A 19,119-nucleotide genomic window follows, 5' to 3' on the forward strand; every position below is an offset into this window, starting at 1 on the left:
TAATCAAGCTCTGAAAACGATTCGAATCCTTATCGTGTTGATTTTAATAAATAAGTACTAATTGACATTACACCTGTCATGTACACGGAAGGAGATTTTGTGGGCATCTTGGGATCCAGCTTTCTTCATTCTTGCGCCGGTACCACGTTGAGTGATTGCCGAACTGAAAAAGTCGCAATACTGATGTGTTCCTACAATGGAGAATCGTTTTTAGCCCAGCAGCTTGAGTCATTTCAGCAGCAGTCTCATTGTGACTGGACTGTCTATGTCTCGGACGATGGCTCCCAGGACCGGACGCTGGACATCCTTCAAGCCACAACGGCTCAGTGGGGGGCGGGGCGTCTCCAGGTTATCGAGGGGCCTGGCCGAGGCTTCGTCGCAAACTTCCTTTCGCTCACTTGTCGGACAGACATTCACGCAGACTTCTATGCGTGGGCTGATCAGGACGATATCTGGAAGCAAGAAAAACTCGAGAAGGCAATAGCCTGGTTGAAGTCAGCCCCGGAGGGTGTGCCGGCCCTTTACTGTGGGCGCACCGAACTGATTTGTGAGTCAGGTTTTTCTTTTGGTTACTCTCCCAAATTTGCTCTTGCGCCGCACTTTTCCAATGCGCTCGTGCAAAATATCGGGGGCGGCAACACAATGGTCTTTAACCAGGCCGCACGCGCGTTACTGCAAGAAGCAGGCGACAATCTGAATATACCTTCGCATGACTGGTGGGCGTATCAGTTGATTTCCGGTGCGGGTGGCGCTGTCCACTATGACCCTGTACCAACGGTGCTATACCGTCAGCACAATGAAAACGTGGTAGGGACCAACTCCAGTTGGCTGGCACGCCTCAAGCGCTTGCGCATGGCGTTCAGGGGGCTTTTTTACGAATGGAATACTCAAAATATTCATGCTTTGGAATCTATGCGTCATCGATTGAGCCAAGAGCATCGGGTGAAGCTTGATCAATTCAAGACGGCGCGTAGCAAACCACTTTTACCAAGGATTCTGGGCTTCAAGCGTGCCGGTCTGTACCGGCAGACGGTCGCTGGGAACCTGGGGCTGATCCTCGCAACTTTACTGAAAAAGATCTGAATCAATGACTATCTTAGTAACTGGCGGTGCAGGCTTCATCGGTGCGAACTTTGTATTGGACTGGCTGGCTCAGTCTGATGAAACTCTGGTCAATCTGGACAAGCTGACCTATGCAGGCAATCTGGATAACCTCAGCAGCCTGGCCGGTAACGAGCGGCACGTATTTGTGCGTGGTGATATCGGTGACAGCGCCCTGGTGGCCCGCCTGCTGGAAGAGCATCAACCTCGCGCGATCCTGAACTTCGCCGCCGAATCGCACGTTGATCGCTCCATTCATGGTCCGGAAGACTTCATTGAGACCAACATCGTTGGTACGTTCCGCTTGCTGGAGGCCGTGCGCGCTTACTGGAAGGGCCTGGCATCCGATGCGCAGCAGTCGTTTCGCTTCCTGCATGTGTCTACCGACGAAGTCTATGGTTCGCTAGCCAAGGATGAAGCCGCGTTCAGCGAAAGCCACCAGTACGAGCCGAACAGCCCTTACTCGGCCAGCAAGGCCGCCAGTGACCATTTGGTACGTGCCTACCATCACACCTATGGCCTGCCGGTGCTGACGACCAACTGCTCGAACAATTACGGGCCGTATCACTTCCCGGAAAAACTCATTCCGCTGATGATCGTCAACGCGCTGGCTGGCAAGGCATTGCCTGTCTACGGTGATGGCCAGCAGATTCGTGACTGGCTGTATGTCAAAGACCATTGCAGCGCCATTCGTCGCGTACTGGAAGCCGGCATCGTGGGTGAGGTTTATAACGTGGGCGGCTGGAACGAAAAGCCTAACCTGGACATCGTGCACACGGTCTGCGCCTTGCTCGACCAGATGCGTCCACGCGCCGACGGTCAGCCTTACAACGCTCAAATCACCTACGTGACCGATCGTCCCGGGCATGACCGCCGTTATGCCATCGACGCTCGCAAACTTGAGCGTGAACTGGGCTGGAAACCGGCAGAAACCTTCGAAACCGGTATCCGTAAAACCGTCCAGTGGTACCTGGATAACCAGGAGTGGGTCAGCAATATCCAGTCGGGTGCTTATCTTCAGTGGGTAGAGAAAAACTACGCCGGGCGTACTGCATGAAAATTCTATTGCTCGGTAAAAACGGCCAAGTCGGGTGGGAGCTGCAACGCAGTCTTGCCCCGCTGGGTGAGTTGCTTGCACTGGACTCCCGCAGCCCGGATTACTGTGGCGATCTGAATGACCTCTCGGGGCTCGCTGCGACCGTACAGCGCTTTGCGCCTGACGTTATTGTCAATGCCGCGGCGTATACCGCTGTCGACAAGGCTGAAAGCGAATCACAGCAGGCACATCGGGTGAATGCCGAAGCGCCAGCAGTGCTGGCCCGGGAAGCGTTGGCTCTGAATGCCTTGCTGGTGCATTACTCCACGGACTATGTATTCGCCGGCGACGGTGAAACCCCTTGGCAGGAAAGTGATCCGGTCGCACCGCTGAGTGTCTATGGCTCCAGCAAACTGGCGGGTGAGCAGGCGATCCAGGCCAGTGGCTGCTCGCACCTGATTTTCCGTACCAGTTGGGTGTATGCCGCACGAGGCAACAACTTCGCCAAGACCATGCTGCGTCTGGCCTGTGAGCGCGAGAGCTTGAACGTCATCGACGATCAGTTTGGTGCGCCGACCGGGGCAGAGTTGTTGGCCGATGTCACTGCCCATGCTGTGCGCAGCACCCTCGCAAGCCCGGAACTGGGCGGGCTCTACCATCTTGCGGCCTCTGGTGAAACCACCTGGTGTCGCTACGCGCGCTTTGTGCTCGAACGAGCCGAGTTGGCAGGCGTGGACTTGAAGGTCTCCCCGACGCTGGTCGGTGCGATTGCTACTGAAGCATACCCAACGCCAGCAAAACGCCCGTGCAACTCCCGCCTCAATACCCAAAAACTGGGAAAGGCCTTTGCGCTAAGCCTGCCTGATTGGCGAGTCGGTGTGGCACGGATGCTTACAGAAATTCTAGAGAAGTGAATATGTTCAATCGTAAAGGAATCATCCTGGCCGGCGGCTCGGGAACTCGACTGCACCCTGCAACATTGTCGATCTCCAAGCAGTTGCTGCCGGTATACGACAAACCGATGATCTACTACCCGCTGAGCACCCTGATGCTGGCCGGTATTCGCGATATCCTGATCATTTCCACGCCGCAAGACACGCCGCGCTTCGAGCAACTGCTAGGGGATGGCGCCCGTTGGGGCTTGAACATTTCCTATGCGGTGCAGGCGTCGCCGGATGGTCTGGCGCAGGCATTCATCATCGGTGAGGACTTCATCGGTAACGATCCGTCCGCCTTAGTGCTGGGCGACAACATCTATCACGGCCACCATTTCAACGAACTGTTGCAGAACGCCATGGAACGGGTCGACGGGGCCAGTGTTTTTGCCTACCACGTCAACGACCCGGAACGTTACGGAGTGGTGGAGTTCGATGCTCAGGGCAAGGCGATCAGCCTGGAAGAGAAGCCACTCAAGCCAAAATCGAACTACGCCGTGACCGGTCTGTACTTCTACGACAAGCAAGTTGTCGAGATTGCCAAAAGCATCAAGCCGTCGCCCCGTGGCGAACTGGAAATTACTGACCTTAACCGCATTTATCTGGAACAAGGCAACCTGTCCGTGGAAATCATGGGGCGCGGTTACGCCTGGCTGGATACGGGCACCCACGACTCACTCCTGGAAGCCAGTCACTTCATTGCCACACTTGAGCATCGCCAGGGCCTCAAAGTCGCCTGTCCGGAGGAGATTGCCTTCCGCCAGAAGTGGATCGATGCCGAACAGCTTGAAAATCTCGCTGCTCCACTTTTGAAAAACGGCTATGGCCAATATCTCAAGCGTCTCCTGCAGGAGACGATTTTCTGATGAAAGCCACACCGTTAGCCATCTCCGATGTTGTGCTGTTCGAACCTAAAGTATTTGGTGATCCGCGCGGGTTCTTCTTTGAAAGTTTCAATCAGCGCGCTTTTGAGGAGGTAGTGGGGCGTTCCGCTCACTTCGTACAGGACAATCACTCTCGCTCAACCAAGGGCGTATTGCGCGGCCTGCACTATCAGGTCCAGCAGCCCCAGGGGAAACTCGTTCGCGTTGTCCAGGGCGAAGTGTTTGATGTTGCTGTTGATATTCGTCGTGACTCCGCGACATTCGGGCAGTGGGTCGGCGCTTATTTGTCTGCGGAAAACAAGCATCAGTTATGGGTGCCCGAAGGTTTCGCCCATGGATTTGTCGTGCTTTCGGACACCGCGGAATTCCTTTACAAGACCACGGACTTCTACGCGCCATCTCATGAGCGGTGCATACGCTGGGATGACCCGGCACTGGGTATCGATTGGCCGATCAATGAGCCCCCGGCACTGTCGACGAAAGATGCGCAAGGTGCTTTTTTGGCGCAGGCTGAGGTGTTTGGTTAATGCAACATTTTTCGACTTCCCCGATAGAAATGGTTGCCAGTTTCTGGCGAAACCGAGCACTGATTGCCGCGCTCACCAAGCGAGAAATATTGGGTCGTTATCGGGGCTCCAGTCTTGGTTTGTTTTGGTCGTTGTTTAACCCGATATTAATGCTTGGGGTTTATACCTTTGTATTCAGCGTTGTCTTCAATGCAAGATGGGGAGGGCACGAGGGCGGATCTAAATCGGAATATGCCTTGGTGTTGTTTGCCGGCCTGATTGTTTTTAACGTGTTTTCGGAGTGTGTCGGGCGTGCCCCAAGCTTGATACTCTCGAATGTGAACTATGTAAAAAAAGTTGTTTTCCCATTAGAGGTTCTTCCTTGGGTATCGATGGGCGCTGCATTGTTTCACAGTTTGATTAGTATTGTGGTGTGGTTGGTGTTTTATTCCGTGTTCTTCGGCGTACCTCATTCAACTGCGTTATTTATGCCTTTTGTCATGTTGCCTTTATTGATGTTTTCGATGGGGGTCTCTTGGGCTCTGGCTTCGCTGGGAGTGTACTTGCGTGACATTACGCAAGTCATCGGTGTCGTGATTACAATGCTGATGTTTCTCTCGGGAATATTTTATTCCGTTTCGTCATTGCCTGTCGAATACCAACAAATCATGCAGATGAATCCACTTGTGCCAATTATTGAGCAAGCAAGGGCTGTGTTGATTTGGGGTGAGGGGCCGAATTACCTGGTATTGCTGAGCTATTCTGCTGGCGCATTGATCTTTTCATGGCTTGGCTTTGCCTGGTTCCAGAAAACGCGAAAGGGATTTGCCGATGTCCTCTGAAGAGAAAGTGCAGGCCGGCGTTAGTCCTACTGAAACAGCGCTGATTCCCGCTATGAGTAGTCAAGTGGCAATTCGGGTAAGCAACCTGAGCAAGTGCTTTCAAATATATGAAAAGCCGAGCGACAGGCTGTTGCAGATGTTAGCCCGCGGCTTCAAGAAATATTATCGTGAGTTCTGGGCGTTGAAGGACGTTTCATTCGAGGTCAGAAAGGGCGAGACCGTGGGTATCGTCGGCCGTAATGGCAGTGGTAAATCAACGCTGTTACAAATGATTTGCGGCACATTGAATCCCAGCGATGGGGATATCAAGGTCAACGGTCGGATCGCAGCGCTTCTGGAACTTGGTTCAGGTTTTAATCCTGAGTTCACCGGGCGTGAAAATGTTTATATGAACGCCGCTGTGCTCGGCCTCACAAAAAAAGAGATCGATGCCCGTTACGCAGAAATCGAAGCGTTTGCCGATATAGGCCAGTTTATCGACCAGCCCGTAAAAACATACTCCAGCGGTATGTCCGTTCGATTGGCATTTGCCGTGGCTATAAACTCGGATCCTGAAGTGCTTGTCATTGATGAAGCCCTGTCAGTAGGCGATGAATTATTTCAGCGTAAGTGCTATTCGCGGATTGAAAGTATCAAGGCGAAAGGCACGACCATTTTATTTGTATCGCACTCTGGCAATATTGTCGTGGAGCTTTGCGATAGGGCAATTCTGATGGACGCTGGAGAATTGCTATTGGTGGGCGAGCCAAAAGAGATTGTCGGTAAATATCAGCAGTTGCTCTATGCGCCACAGGAAAAGCGAGCTGATATTCGCTCTAATATCGCGTTGGCTGCAGTTGTTCCTGTATTGGGTGTCGATAAGGCTTTGCCGGTACCAGTAAAAGAAGCTGAAGACTATTTCGATGCTGGATTGAAGTCCGATTGCATGATTGAAACGACCTCGCAAGGTGCCCTCATTCAGAACCCAGGGATAAAGACGCTGGACGGTCGTCCGGTCAATACGCTGGTGCGTGGTCGAAAATACAAATATGGCTATCAGGTACATTTTTCCCAATCAGCGACGTTGGTCAGATTTGGTACGGTAATAAAGACAAAGTCAGGTTTCCGACTAGGTGGTGTTTTGTCGGTACCGTCGCAAGATCTAACTATTCCCTATGTCCGCGCCGGTACAGTAATTGACGTGGAGTTTGAGTTTAATTGTATCTTGAGTTCGGGAGTGTACTTTTTTAATGCCGGAACATTTGGTGCGCTGGGGCAAGATGAAACGGTATTGCATCGGTTGATAGATGCCGTGGCATTTCGCGTGCTGCCGATTAAACAGGACATAGTGACGGAAATCATTGATTTTGGCTTTTCTCCTAGGATTTTGATAAATGAGTAACTTTTTTTCGGGACTTTTGGTTTCCAGTCCTAACGAAGGCGGTTTATTTTTAGTCAATGAAAATAAAGTTCATAAGCTGGATGGCACTAGTGCAACAGGCTTGGGGCGCGCATCCAGGAACTTTGTAAGGGGGCTGCAACCTGCCACTTTGTTGATTCACGGCGAGCAGACACTTGAGGTAACCGAGTCGACTGTAAAGTTTCATGATATTCACGACGCGCTTATCGTCGACACTCATATTTATATCGTTGCCACGACAGGGAACGAAATTGTCAAGTTGAACCTTGATGGCGAAGAGGAGCAGCGTTGGGTCTTTCCAGGTGAGAATGATTCGCTGCATATAAACTGTCTCGCTGTATGGGATGGTGCTGTTGTATTTTCTGCGTTCGGAAAATTCGCCGAACATCGTGGCTACAAAGGCCATACCCGGAACTCGGGCTACGTGCAGGATTTGAATACCGGGAAGCATTTGATCACAGGGCTTTCACAACCTCACAGCCTCACTGCGTTTGGTGAGAACCTTCTGATCGCCAACTCTGAAGAGCAAGGGCTTTGCGAATATTCTCCGGCGGGTGAATTGCTCCGCTCCAAGGCGCTGGGAGGGTATGCACGCGGTATTTACGTAAGCGAAAAGTACATTTATGTCGGTCTAAGCAAGTCGAGAAATATCAGTACAAACGGTGTCGAAACGGCAACGCTCCTCTGCCTGGATGTTGACTCGTGGGAGGTGTTGGATCGTATACAGGTTCCTAGCGCAGAGATTTACTCAATTGAACTGATCTCTGATCAGGCCGAGTTATTGAACCTTGTTGCTAAAATTTCGAGTAGTACTGCGTCAAGGTACTCAGCCACGATTACCCAGCAGGCAAACCAGATTGGTGACCTCAGTCAGATCCTTGGCGAAAAGGAACGGAATGTCGAGGGACTAGGCAGGATAGTCGCTGAGCGCGAAAAACATATTGAAATACTGAAAGAGTCGGTACTGGCTTACGAAAATCAAATACACCACCTTAGCCAATCCGTTGGCGAATGCGACCAAAGGTTGTTGGAGTCGAAGCAGCTCTTGAGTGAACGAGAGACGCAGATTCAGACGATTGAGGCCTTGGTGCTGGAGCGCGATGCGAAAGTTGTTCAACTGAATCAGCTCGTCGAAAGCCGGGAAGCCGAACTGTCGGATCAGAGCGCGATGCTCAAGCAGCGCGATAGCAAGATTGCCGAATTCAATGACGCGTTACTCAAGCGTGATCAGCAAATTGCTAGCCTTGATCAAAGTCTTATCGCTCGGGATAAAAATCTGTTTGACCTGAGCGCAGTCAGAGGCGAAGAGCAGGAACGACTAAAGGTTCTTGACCGCCTGCTGCTCGAGAAGGAAAACCAGGTTGCGAGTCTTGATCAGAGTCTGGTCGAACGTGATATCAGGCTGACGGAGCTCAATCGAGCATTGAGCGATGCGCAGGAAAAGCTGGCGGAACTTGATGAGTTACTGCTCCAGCAAGATCAGCAAATTGCTAGCCTGGATACTGCAAGAGACAAGAATCTGTCTGAGTCGAGTGAGGCCCTGATTGCGGAGCAATTAAAGCTCAAAGCGCTCGAAAAATTATTGCTTGAGCATGAGGAACATACTGCAAGCCTCATCCAAGCGTTGGCTGAACAAGCTGAGCATCTTTCTACTTCAAATGAGGCTCGCTCTGTGCGTGATGCCCAAGTCGCCAGCCTGAATAGCCAGGTTTCTGCAAGTGCTGAAAAAATTGCGCACCTCGAACAGAGCGTAGCCGATTGCGATAAAAAACTGCTTGATCTGGATATGAAACTGGTCGACCACGAAGCTCAAAAGGAAGAGATCGTTCGTCGCGGACAGTGGGCACTGAGGTTGACCGAAGAGCTGAAAGAAGCTCGGGAGCGGATTGCGGAACTGGAAGGTAGCAGTTCTTGGCGTTTGACTTTGCCACTTCGCGAAATTAGCCGTTGGGTGTTTTCGCCGATAAAGCAGACCAAGCGTTACATAAAGTTTTTGCTCAGGAACGTTAAGCGTGTATATCAGAAGTTACCGTTTAGCCCGAAAACCAAGGCGTCACATAGAAGTTTGTTGATTAATAAATTTCCATCCGTGATTGAGGCGGCAGATGTTCAGGTTGAATACAAGCAGGTCTCGGTCGAGCCTTCGACATTGAATGAAAGTTTCGCCGAATGTGCAGACGGTTCGTTCGGTGAAATAAGCATCGAGACCTCATCGCAGCCGCTCGTCTCTATCATTGTACCTATCTACGGTAAGTGTGATTACACGCTGCGCTGTCTGGCTTCTGTGGCTGAAAACACGACTGGAATTCCTTTTGAAGTCATCGTTGTCGACGATTGCTCGCCAGATAACTCCGTTGAGTTGCTTAAGTCAGTGAACGGAATCCGCCTGGTTTGCAACGAAGTTAACCAGGGGTTTATTCGCTCTTGCAATAATGGTGCACTTGCAGCGAAAGGAAAATATCTGTGTTTCCTGAATAACGATACAAAGGTGTTGCCTCGCTGGCTCGATGAGCTGCTCAGGACTTTCCAGGAGTTTCCTGGCACCGGACTGGCGGGTTCGAAGCTTATTTATCCAGATGGTACTCTGCAAGAAGCCGGTGGGATAATCTGGCAAGATGGCAGTGCGTGGAATTTTGGTAGAAACCAGAATCCGGATTTGCCTGTCTATAATTATGCGCGTGAAGTTGATTACTGCTCGGGGGCTTCGATTTTAGTCCCGAAAGCTCTATTCGAAGAGTTGGGTGGTTTTGATGAGCATTATTTGCCAGCTTATTGTGAGGATGCCGATCTGGCTCTGAAGATCAGAGACCGGGGCTATCGCGTTATCTATCAACCGCTTTCAGTCGTAGTGCATTATGAGGGTGTGACTTCAGGGCGGGATGAAACCCAGGGAGCCAAGTCTTATCAGGTTGTGAACATGCAAAAAATGTTCGCTCGCTGGAAGGCACGTCTGCAGACATATCAAAAGAACGGGCAAAACCTTGATCTTGCAAAGGATCGTATGGCCACTCGACGGGTTTTGATTCTGGATCACTGCACCCCAACGCCCAATGAGGATGCTGGCTCAGTATTGGCTTTCAATACGTTCCTGTTGCTGCGAGAAATGGGCTTTCAGGTAACATTTATTCCGGAAGATAACTTCCTGTATATGCCAGGCTACACTGAGGCTCTGCAACGGGTAGGCATAGAGGTGCTTTACAGGCCTTATGTCAAGACTGTTGAAGAACATTTGCTAGAAGCCAAAGATCGTTATGATCTTGTTTACTTGTTACGCCCTAAAGTAGTTGAGCGAAATCTGGACCTGGTTCGTAAGCACTGCCCCCGTGCCAAGGTCTTGTATCATACGGTAGACCTGCATTTCCTGAGAATGGAGCGCGAGGCCAAGTTGCTTGATGATCCGGCAAAGGCCAGTGCAGCGAAAGACATGAAGGAAGTGGAGTTCTCGGCGATCAAGGGGGCGGATGCCGCAATTGTGGTCAGCACAAATGAACTTGAATTATTGCGCCCTCAATTGCCGAATGAAAAGATTCACCTGTTCCCTTTGATCATGGATGTCACAGGTACTGAAGTAGGCTACAAGTCTCGACGAGACATCCTGTTTGTTGGCGGTTACCAGCACACTCCGAACGTCGATGCCGTTCAGTATTTTGTTGCCGAGGTCATGCCGTATTTGCGAAAGCGATTGCCAGGTGTGCGTTTCTACGCGGTTGGCAGTAAGCCTCCGGCAGAAATTTTGGCACTCGAAAGTGAAGACGTAGTCATCACTGGTTTTGTTGAAGATTTGCCACCACTGCTGGACAAGATGCGGGTGTCCGTCGCGCCTCTGCGCTACGGTGCTGGCATCAAGGGCAAAATCGGTACTTCAATGGCTCACGGTTTGCCAGTTGTAGCTACATCGTTGGCGGCTGAGGGGATGTTGCTGACGGCCGATAAAAATATTCTTGTGGCCGACGATGCTCAAGCTTTCGCCGAGGCAATTGTGCGGGTTTATGAAAATGAATCACTTTGGAATGAGTTGAGTGAGTCGGGGCAACGCTTCGCACTGCAGGAATGGGGAGTAGAAGCCGCGTGGGTATCACTAAGCAATATTCTTAATGATATCGGCTTCAGCACAACCCGCTCCGAATTGCCACTAAGTTCGTACTCGTTCGCCGAAAAAAACTTGGCGTAAAGTAGATCTTGGTACGCCTCTTGGTCGATGTTTGAGTTGTTGGAACTTGACAGCTCAAGCATTGAAGCCTGTGGCGAACTCTGAAGAGGTGGCCTGTAGTGAAGTGCAGGTTTATTGAATGGACGGGCTGTTGTTTGGCTTATTGGTGCTGGGTAGGGATTGATGCGTAGTTCGAAATCTATAAGTGATGTCTATCGGCCAGATATTGATGGTTTGCGAGCAATCGCTGTCCTGTCCGTAGTGCTCTATCATGCAGGTCTTAATGTTTTCAGTGGCGGCTTCGTAGGCGTCGATATTTTTTTTGTCATTAGTGGTTTTTTGATCACTCGGCTTCTGTTGAACGAAATTGAAGAAAAGGGCAAGCTGGATTTCGGACGGTTTTATCTGCGTCGTGCCAGGCGGTTATTACCGGCGTTCTTTTTTACCCTGACCTTTTCTGGTTTCTTTGCGGTTCTTGTGTTTTCTCCTCAGTTGTTGGAAAGCTTTGGTGGCTCGCTGATCAACGCTGTTTTTTCGATTTCCAATATCTATTTTTTTTCAAATAGTGGTTACTTTGATACGGCCTCTGCACTGAAGCCGTTGCTGCATACATGGTCGCTAGGGGTTGAAGAGCAGTTTTACGTGCTCTGGCCAATTTTTCTTTGTCTGTTGGCTCCACGAAAATGGCTAGCCCCTGTTACGGTAGTCGTGGTGGGTTTGATTAGCCTTTGTTTCGCACAGACGATGTTGGCGAAGCAGCCTGACGCTGTGTTTTTTTTGATGCCTTTTAGAGTGTTTGAATTTTCAATCGGGGCTATTACGGTCTGGTTGTTGCGGGTTCAGATAAAAAACAAGGTTGCTTTGGAATTTTTATTTTGTGGCGGGGTTGCGTTATTAGTTTATTCGATTTTTTTCTATAGTGAGAAAACACAATTTCCTGGTGTTAATGCATTGCTTCCGTGTGTTGGCGCGGCACTGTGTATTTATGCAGGTAGTGTGAGTTTTGCCGGTAAACTGTTGAGTAACAGGTTGTTCGTGGCAATTGGTTTGATTAGCTATTCGTTGTACTTGGCCCATTGGCCAGTCATTGTGTTTTATAAATATTGTTTCGGTGGCTCTGAACTGTCTACATGGGAAGCCTGTCTGCTTACAGTCGCTTCATTTGCCATTGCTATATTTATGTATTTTTGCATCGAAAAGCCTTTCAGACGAACCAGGGCTACCAATTCTAACTTTTTAACAGGCGGTGCGTTCGTTGCGCTTTCGATCAGTTTTTTGGCGGTTTCAATGTGGGCTCAAGAAGGCTGGGGATGGCGTGACTGGGCTACTTCGGGCAGCATTTCCACTGAGATTGTTAAAAACGGTAAAGAACAGCGGTTTAAAATCAGGCAGGAAATTTGCGTACGTAAAGGCTGGGCTGAATGCGATAGCTTGATTTCGGGGCGAGTCAATGCGTTGATCCTGGGTGATAGCCATGCAATTGATGCATTGAATGCTTTTGAAAAGATATATCCGGATCACAGTTTTGTGATGTCGGAGTTGGGTGGGTGTCCGCCGTATCGCGATATAGAAAAAATTACGCAGCCTAATTATCCTAATCGTGAAAATTGCAAAAAACTTAATGCCAGCAGGTTTGATGTCGAATACTTGAGAAAGTTTGATTATATTGTGATTAATCTTCTTTTTACTTGGTATACACCTGAGTATTTGCGTGAATATCTTGATTTTCTCAAAGAGAATGAAATCAAGAGGGTTGTCGTCATTGGTGACTACCTGGTTATGAAAAAAGATATGTACGAATTGCTCAATGAGTATGGTTTCAATTCCAAGGCACTGTCGGAGTGGGTCGACCGAAGTAAAAGCGTCGAATCGGTATTGAGGTCGGAAGTGAGTGAGGAAGGTTACTTTTACTTGAGTAAGCGAGCGGCACTTTGTAATGGTGATGTTTGCGAAATTTTTGATGGCAATAAAGTTCCATTTACTTACGATAAGGACCACTTGTCCTATGAGTTTGCTGCACGACTTGCTGTCGGCGAAAAAGACTCTCTAGATCAATATTTGGGATTTAACGGAAAGCGCGAGGCCGGCACATTAAGTGGTGCTGCTAAAGCAGCTGCGACTGTAGTGAAGTCTGACTTACGGAGCGTGCATCCGGCAAAAGTTTCGATGATATCGTTAATCCCGGCATCTATAAGCTCATGTCAGGGCGCTGCAACGGTCAAGGTACGTTGGGATGCCCATGGTCAAAGTGGTGTCGGCCAAACGACTGAGGTCTGGGTAAGAGATGTCAATGGCAAGGAGAAGTTATTTTTTTCCGGGCATAATGCTGGAGAAGGCATTACGGGCAGCTGGGCTCGCCCTGGCATCTTGTTTACGTTGAAAGATGCAAGTAATGGGGCTGTTTTGGATAGTGTCGAGTTAGAGGGGCAAGCCTGTGTCAGGTCTTGAATATGCCCAAGGCTTTTGCGTAAGCATTGTGCCGCGTTCAAAGCGCATGAGGTCACTAAATGTGAAAAATCCAACATGAAAAAACTTCTTGTTACAGGTTTGACCGGCTTTGTCGGCGGGCATCTTCAAACGTTGTTAGAGACGGCTGAAGTTGGATCGTGGCAGGTACTTGCACCTAAGCCTTATAATCTGCTGGATAGTGCTTCTCTAGATGCCTGGCTGCAGGAAGAGTGTCCCGATGCTGTCGTTCATCTGGCCGGACAGACCTTCGTTCCTGAGGCTTTTCGTGATCCGCAGCGGACACTGCAGGTTAATTTGCTGGGTACCTTGAACTTGCTGCAAGCGCTCAAGCGCCGCGGCTTTTGCGGCACGTTTCTATATGTCAGCTCGGGTGACGTTTATGGTCAGGTCGAGGAAAAGAATCTGCCGATCAGTGAGTGCCTGGCACCACGCCCGCGTAATCCCTATGCCGTGAGCAAGGTTGCGGCTGAACTGCTTTGTCAGCAGTGGAGTTACAGCGAACCTTGGCGAATTGTTATTGCCCGTCCGTTTAACCATATCGGTCCGGGGCAGGGTGAATCTTTCGTTATTCCGAGTATGGCGCGCCAACTGATTCGCGTGCGCCAAGGCTTGCAGCCGGCCCAATTGGAGGTCGGTGATGTTGATGTAACCCGTGACTTTCTCGATGTTCGTGATGTGCTACAGGCCTATCTGGGGTTGTTGGAACATGGACGTAACGGTGAAATTTACAACGTCTGCTCGGGAGTGGAGTGGCGAGTGCGCGATCTGATCACGCAAATGGCTGGTTTGACCGGAGTTGAGGTTGAACTGGTGCAGGATGCAAGTCGATTGCGTTTGTCTGAACAGCGCAGAGTAGTTGGCTGTTCAAACAAATTACAAAAAGAAACTGGGTGGAAGCCTGGAGTGTCAATCACGAAAACTCTTCAGAGTGTGCTCTCTGAATGGGAAGCAAGAGAACTAAAAAATGTCTAAATCTGCATTGATCACTGGTGTTACCGGGCAGGACGGCGCTTACCTGGCCAAGATGTTGCTCGAAAAGGGTTACGAGGTTCACGGTCTCGTGGCAAGACGTAGTAGCGATACGCGCTGGCGGTTGCGCGAACTGGGCGTTGAGGATCAGATTCGCTATCACGAAGGCGATCTGGCCGACGCCTGTTCGATTCAGCGTGCCGTAATCAAATCCAAGCCAGACGAGATCTACAACCTTGGCGCTCAGAGCTTTGTCGGCAGCTCTTGGGACCAGCCGGTAACAACGGCTGTTGTAGATGGCCTGGGCGTTACGCATTTGCTTGAAGCCATTCGCCAGTTTTCTCCGGACACGCGTTTTTACCAGGCATCGACCAGTGAGATGTTTGGTCTGATTCAGGCCGAGCGCCAGGACGAGAACACTCCGTTCTATCCGCGTAGCCCCTATGGCGTGGCCAAGCTTTATGGCCACTGGATTACCGTTAACTATCGTGAAAGTTTTGGCCTGCACGCTTCCAGCGGGATCCTGTTCAACCATGAGTCGCCACTGCGCGGCATCGAATTTGTCACCCGAAAGGTTACTGATGCTGTCGCGCGGATCTCGATGGGCAAGCAGAAAGAACTGCGACTGGGCAATATCGACGCTAAGCGTGACTGGGGCTTTGCCGGTGACTACGTCGAAGCCATGTGGTTGATGCTGCAACAAGAGCAAGCCGACGATTACGTGGTAGCCACCGGTGTAACCACCACAGTACGTGATATGTGCAAATTGGCCTTCGAGCATGTTGGTTTGAACTATCAGGATTATGTTGTCATTGATCCGCAATTTTTCCGTCCGGCTGAGGTTGAAGTGTTGTTGGGCAATCCGGGCAAGGCCGAGCAGAAACTTGGCTGGGCACCAAAAACCAGTTTGAACACTTTGATTCAGATGATGGTTGAAGCTGACCTGCGCCGCGTTGGTAGGGAGTAAGTCCCATGATTATCCCCGTCATTCTTTCCGGTGGCGCCGGCACCCGTTTGTGGCCCGTGTCGCGCGAGGATCATCCGAAACCCTTTATGCGTTTACCGGGTGGCCAGACGCTGCTCGAGAAAACCTACCTGCGCGCCGCCAGTTTGATTGCCGAGGGTGGCGAGATAGTTACGGTGACCAACCGTGAACACTACTTCGAGAGCCGTGATCATTTCGCCAGTACCAAGCTTGGCCATCACCAGGCGCGTTTTCTGCTGGAGCCTCAAGGTCGCAATACCGCATCGGCACTTGCCGTGGCTGCTTTGGTACTGGCCGAAGAGCAGGGTGACGATGCGGTAATGGTGGTAATGGCCGCCGATCACCTGATACATGATTTACCCGGGTTCAAGGTTGCTACCGAGCAAGCCGTAGCGCTGGCTCGACAAGGCTATCTGGTCACCTACGGAATTCGCCCTACCGCGCCAGAAACCGGCTTTGGTTATATCGAAGCTGGAGAAGGACTGGATGAACGTGGTGGTTGTCGAGTACTGCGTTTCGTCGAGAAGCCTGATCAGGTCACTGCGCAAGAGTATCTTGAGAGTGGTTGCTTTCTCTGGAACTCGGGGATGTTCTGCTTCACCACCGGCGGCCTGATTAGCCAATTGCAAGAGCATGCGCCTGAACTGCTCGAACTGGCCCGTGCCTGTGTTGCGCAAAGCCCGCGTTCGACGGGAGCCAATTCGCAAATGCACGAGTTGCACGCGCAAAGTTTTGCGGCCATGCCTGATATTTCCATCGACTATGCGTTGATGGAGCGTTCAGCCAAGGTGGCGGTGGTTCCAGGGATATTCGACTGGAACGACATTGGCTCATGGACTGCACTTCGCGATCTGGTGGCGTGTGACGCAGAGCAAAACCGTGCTCAATGCGATGCAATCTTTATCGATAGTCGCAACACTTTTGTACAGAGCCAAGGGCGCCTGGTTGCAACTGTCGGTGTAGACAATCTGATCGTGGTGGAGACTGCTGACGCCGTGCTCGTTGCACATGCTGATCGGGCGCAAGAGGTAAGACAGGTTGCCAAGCGTCTGAAGTTGCAGAACCATCAGGCATATCGCCTTCATCGTACAGTGTCTCGTCCCTGGGGTACTTATACCGTGCTCGAGGAAGGTCCGCGCTTCAAGATCAAGCGCATTGTGGTTAAACCCGGCGCAGCACTGTCACTGCAAATGCATCACCACCGCAGTGAGCACTGGATCGTCGTGCAGGGGATGGCCAAGGTAGTCAATGGCGGCGAAACTCGATTGATCAATACCAATGAGTCGACATTTATTCCTGCGGGGCACCAACATCGCCTGGAAAATCCTGGCGTTATTGATCTGATGATGATCGAAGTGCAAAGCGGTGAATATCTGGGCGAAGACGATATTGTGCGTTTCGAAGATCAATACGGACGGGTTCAGTAATGGTGGATGGATTCTTGACTGCTCCTATGGCAACGAATCCGTCAACGCCAACCTGGATGAATTCTCGGTTCTCGTGGGAAGTGCAAAGCCGGGTAGCCAATTCTGTAAGTGCTCGCAATAGTAAGTTTTATTGAAATTATTATAATCAATTAAAGAGGTGATTTGTGCGCGTAAAAGTTCTAGTACTCTCAGTCCTGACATTGGCTTTGGTTGCATGCGGTGGGGATAATGTCCCGAAAAAAACAGAGGTCGCCAGGGCCGAAATAAAAGCGGGTCAGAATTTTGGTATCATCAAAGTAACTCGTGACTCTTCTGTCGAGCTGAGCTGTGCTGGCTCTGTTGTCAATGTCGCGTGGGATGCCAATAAACCAGGTGTCGAGCAAAAAAACGCAGAAATACAAATTTGGATTGAGCCAATTGCCGGTGAGCCGATTCTCTTCGTTGAAGGTGGGCTGGCAGGTGAAGCCAAAACTGGAAATTGGGTGAATCCTGGGCTTAAATTTGTTGCTAAATTGAAGAAGGATAATTCAATTGTTGATGAGTTTATTGTTGCCGGTAAGAAGTGCTAGTTTTTTGGTTTGAGCGTTTAACGTGTTTCATGTTTTAGGCTAGGGGCTGCGCCTTTATAAAAATAATCGGCGCAGCTACTGGGCTTTATATTTTGTATGAAGGATTTTTTTGGGTAGGCAGCGCAAAAAAAGCAGATAAAAAAATGAAGTTTTAGCTGTTGCGATGCCACGAGGATGTCGCCAGGGAAATGCCATAAGACGCTGTAAGGCGCATCGGCTTTTCACAGATTTTGTGACTTCGATATGTTGGTAGGTTTTACGTTGTGATATCGCGATTGCTGTTTGTAAGTTTAAAGTTTTCCCTGTTTTCAGGGGCTCGGGAGTAGTGAATGAGTGTTCAACCAATATTTGTCATCGGTAGTTATCGCTCCGCAACAAGTCTGATGGGATGGGTGTTGGGGCAGCACACTAATATCTTCCCTTTGGAAGAGACTCATTATATTTATAAAATGAGTGCTGATGCGGCAGCACAGCATGATCTCGGGACAAAAGGCCTGGCACGTTCGTTTCTTTTGTCGGCTAACATCTCACGCAGGTCTTATTGTATTGCGGCCGGGGTTTCCTGCAATGATTTGATCCTCAAATCGCGTAGCAATATTGTTGAAAATGCTGCGCAGCCGCAACATGCGGCAGACGCATCCGAGTTTGTCAAGTTTTCCACCAGTCCAGACAAGAAACGCTGGTTGGATGCGACACCAGAAAATGCGCATTTTGTGTACTCCTTGTTGCGTATGTTTCCTAATGCAAGGTTCATACATGTATTGCGCAATCCGAAGTTGGTGGCGAGCTCTCTGATGAACTTCAGTGGTGTGGGCGCCGATGACTATGAAGAGGAAAATGCCTACAATACCTGGACTCGTCTGGTGACTGCATGCCAACTTGCAGAGAAAGCTTTCGGCGCCGACGTCGTAAAACGGATTTATTATGATGATATTGTTGCGAATCCGGAGCTGGTCGTCAGGGAGTGTCTCGAGTTTGTTGGTGAAGACTATCAGGCCGACTGCCTGGGCCCATTTTCGGTTAAGGTGAACTCGTCCAAACATAAGCAGCCAATGGATATATCCATCGAAGGCAATATTAACGATTCCAAGCCTTATGTTAGAAAAGCTTTTTTACTCTATCAGCAGTTACTGCGAGATAAAGATATCGCGCCCAAAGGGGATTTGGGATCGCTGCGTCTGTGCAAGTCACAAGACGCAGAATATATTTTTTCACGGAGTCAAAAGGGTATCGAAGTTCACAATGATAACGTAGCCCGCCTATACGCTGAAAACCAGCGGCTGAAAGCCGAAAGTGCACAACTTAAATCTGATTTGATGCGGGCACGCTTTGAGGTTATTGATTGGGGGCCAAAACAGATCTATGCAGGGCAACCTTTTAATAGTCAAGAGAATGGGTCTTCAGCCCTTTGGCTTAAGGTTTGTGGCGTTGAAGATGATGTCTTGGTTGAGCTCGGCGGAAATGTATTGCCTTCAGTATTATCCAGTGACTTCAGTGTGATCACTCTCGAAGTGCTCCCTGGCTTGACCTGTACGCCTTGCAGTATGCCGTTGGTAATAAAAGGTAAAGCAAGTGGCGACATTGTCGGCGGTATTGAGTTATCAATTTTGCCGGTTGCCGAAATTCCCGTTACGGATTCAGATGAGGGTCGTGCGTTCGACAGTCTGGAAGTGGCTACGTGACAAGAGGGTGATTCACGGGGGCCTCCCGTAGAAATTACTGCGCGCTATTCGTCGACAGCTGCGTCAAGTATCCAAAGGGGTTGTTTTAACCAGATGGAATTGGTGCCATGGAAGGGATACTACTGATCGAGTCAGGGGGGGCTGCCGTCCCTGACTCGATAATCA

14 protein-coding genes are annotated in these 19,119 nt (G+C 50.1%); all 14 read left to right on the plus strand.

Annotation, left to right across the window (positions count from 1 at the left end):
• Nucleotides 1-99 precede the first annotated feature (99 nt).
• The 14 genes from AABM52_RS07100 to AABM52_RS07165 all read left to right on the plus strand — a co-directional run bounded on the left by AABM52_RS07100 (nucleotide 100) and on the right by AABM52_RS07165 (nucleotide 18,954).
• Nucleotides 100-1,083, plus strand: a complete 984-nt coding sequence (locus AABM52_RS07100) for a glycosyltransferase family 2 protein (protein ID WP_347911078.1) — start codon at nucleotides 100-102, stop codon at nucleotides 1,081-1,083.
• A 4-nt stretch (nucleotides 1,084-1,087) separates the two neighbouring features.
• Entirely contained in the window at nucleotides 1,088-2,158 is a 1,071-nt protein-coding gene (gene rfbB / locus AABM52_RS07105; RefSeq protein WP_347911080.1) for a dTDP-glucose 4,6-dehydratase, read from the plus strand.
• Entirely contained in the window at nucleotides 2,155-3,051 is an 897-nt protein-coding gene (gene rfbD, locus AABM52_RS07110; RefSeq protein WP_347911081.1) for a dTDP-4-dehydrorhamnose reductase, read from the plus strand. The genes rfbB and rfbD overlap by 4 nt, the downstream gene beginning before the upstream one ends.
• A gap of 2 nt (nucleotides 3,052-3,053) precedes the next feature.
• Nucleotides 3,054-3,938: a glucose-1-phosphate thymidylyltransferase RfbA gene (gene rfbA / locus AABM52_RS07115; protein ID WP_347911082.1), complete on the plus strand. Its 885-nt coding sequence runs from the start codon at nucleotides 3,054-3,056 to the stop codon at nucleotides 3,936-3,938.
• Complete coding sequence (gene rfbC, locus AABM52_RS07120) at nucleotides 3,938-4,483, plus strand: dTDP-4-dehydrorhamnose 3,5-epimerase (protein WP_347911083.1); 546 nt, start codon at nucleotides 3,938-3,940, stop codon at nucleotides 4,481-4,483. The genes rfbA and rfbC overlap by 1 nt, the downstream gene beginning before the upstream one ends.
• Nucleotides 4,483-5,304: an ABC transporter permease gene (locus AABM52_RS07125; protein WP_347911084.1), complete on the plus strand. Its 822-nt coding sequence runs from the start codon at nucleotides 4,483-4,485 to the stop codon at nucleotides 5,302-5,304. The genes rfbC and AABM52_RS07125 overlap by 1 nt, the downstream gene beginning before the upstream one ends.
• 52 nt (nucleotides 5,305-5,356) lie before the next feature.
• A complete protein-coding gene (locus AABM52_RS07130; RefSeq protein ID WP_347912592.1) occupies nucleotides 5,357-6,685 on the plus strand; it encodes an ABC transporter ATP-binding protein in 1,329 nt (442 codons plus the stop codon).
• Nucleotides 6,678-10,874 (plus strand): glycosyltransferase, encoded by a 4,197-nt coding sequence (locus AABM52_RS07135; RefSeq protein WP_347911085.1) that lies wholly within the window; start codon nucleotides 6,678-6,680, stop codon nucleotides 10,872-10,874. The genes AABM52_RS07130 and AABM52_RS07135 overlap by 8 nt, the downstream gene beginning before the upstream one ends.
• Nucleotides 10,875-11,036: 162 nt before the next feature.
• Nucleotides 11,037-13,301 (plus strand): acyltransferase family protein, encoded by a 2,265-nt coding sequence (locus AABM52_RS07140; protein WP_347911086.1) that lies wholly within the window; start codon nucleotides 11,037-11,039, stop codon nucleotides 13,299-13,301.
• A 75-nt stretch (nucleotides 13,302-13,376) separates the two neighbouring features.
• Nucleotides 13,377-14,294, plus strand: coding sequence for a GDP-mannose 4,6-dehydratase (locus AABM52_RS07145; protein ID WP_347911087.1), 918 nt, complete (start codon nucleotides 13,377-13,379; stop codon nucleotides 14,292-14,294).
• Nucleotides 14,287-15,258: a GDP-mannose 4,6-dehydratase gene (gmd, locus tag AABM52_RS07150; RefSeq protein ID WP_347911088.1), complete on the plus strand. Its 972-nt coding sequence runs from the start codon at nucleotides 14,287-14,289 to the stop codon at nucleotides 15,256-15,258. The genes AABM52_RS07145 and gmd overlap by 8 nt, the downstream gene beginning before the upstream one ends.
• Before the next feature lie 5 nt (nucleotides 15,259-15,263).
• Nucleotides 15,264-16,703, plus strand: coding sequence for a mannose-1-phosphate guanylyltransferase/mannose-6-phosphate isomerase (locus AABM52_RS07155; RefSeq protein WP_347911089.1), 1,440 nt, complete (start codon nucleotides 15,264-15,266; stop codon nucleotides 16,701-16,703).
• 164 nt (nucleotides 16,704-16,867) lie between these two features.
• On the plus strand, nucleotides 16,868-17,272 hold the full coding sequence (locus AABM52_RS07160) for a hypothetical protein (RefSeq protein WP_347911090.1): 405 nt from the start codon (nucleotides 16,868-16,870) through the stop codon (nucleotides 17,270-17,272).
• 329 nt (nucleotides 17,273-17,601) lie between these two features.
• On the plus strand, nucleotides 17,602-18,954 hold the full coding sequence (locus AABM52_RS07165) for a sulfotransferase (protein ID WP_347911091.1): 1,353 nt from the start codon (nucleotides 17,602-17,604) through the stop codon (nucleotides 18,952-18,954).
• The last annotated feature ends 165 nt before the right edge of the window (nucleotides 18,955-19,119 follow it).

Source organism: Pseudomonas grandcourensis (assembly GCF_039909015.1).
GTDB classification, from domain to species: domain Bacteria; phylum Pseudomonadota; class Gammaproteobacteria; order Pseudomonadales; family Pseudomonadaceae; genus Aquipseudomonas; species Aquipseudomonas grandcourensis.

Excerpts from the sequence above, each read along its gene's own strand:
- AABM52_RS07145 (WP_347911087.1), top strand. The coding sequence starts at position 13,377 with ATGAAAAAACTTCTTGTTACAGGTTTGACCGGCTTTGTCGGCGGGCAT.
- AABM52_RS07140 (WP_347911086.1), top strand. The coding sequence starts at position 11,037 with ATGCGTAGTTCGAAATCTATAAGTGATGTCTATCGGCCAGATATTGAT.
- AABM52_RS07155 (WP_347911089.1), top strand. The coding sequence starts at position 15,264 with ATGATTATCCCCGTCATTCTTTCCGGTGGCGCCGGCACCCGTTTGTGG.
- rfbA (WP_347911082.1), top strand. The coding sequence starts at position 3,054 with ATGTTCAATCGTAAAGGAATCATCCTGGCCGGCGGCTCGGGAACTCGA.
- gmd (WP_347911088.1), top strand. The coding sequence starts at position 14,287 with ATGTCTAAATCTGCATTGATCACTGGTGTTACCGGGCAGGACGGCGCT.
- rfbD (WP_347911081.1), top strand. The coding sequence starts at position 2,155 with ATGAAAATTCTATTGCTCGGTAAAAACGGCCAAGTCGGGTGGGAGCTG.
- rfbC (WP_347911083.1), top strand. The coding sequence starts at position 3,938 with ATGAAAGCCACACCGTTAGCCATCTCCGATGTTGTGCTGTTCGAACCT.
- AABM52_RS07125 (WP_347911084.1), top strand. The coding sequence starts at position 4,483 with ATGCAACATTTTTCGACTTCCCCGATAGAAATGGTTGCCAGTTTCTGG.
- AABM52_RS07165 (WP_347911091.1), top strand. The coding sequence starts at position 17,602 with ATGAGTGTTCAACCAATATTTGTCATCGGTAGTTATCGCTCCGCAACA.
- AABM52_RS07135 (WP_347911085.1), top strand. The coding sequence starts at position 6,678 with ATGAGTAACTTTTTTTCGGGACTTTTGGTTTCCAGTCCTAACGAAGGC.
- rfbB (WP_347911080.1), top strand. The coding sequence starts at position 1,088 with ATGACTATCTTAGTAACTGGCGGTGCAGGCTTCATCGGTGCGAACTTT.
- AABM52_RS07130 (WP_347912592.1), top strand. The coding sequence starts at position 5,357 with ATGAGTAGTCAAGTGGCAATTCGGGTAAGCAACCTGAGCAAGTGCTTT.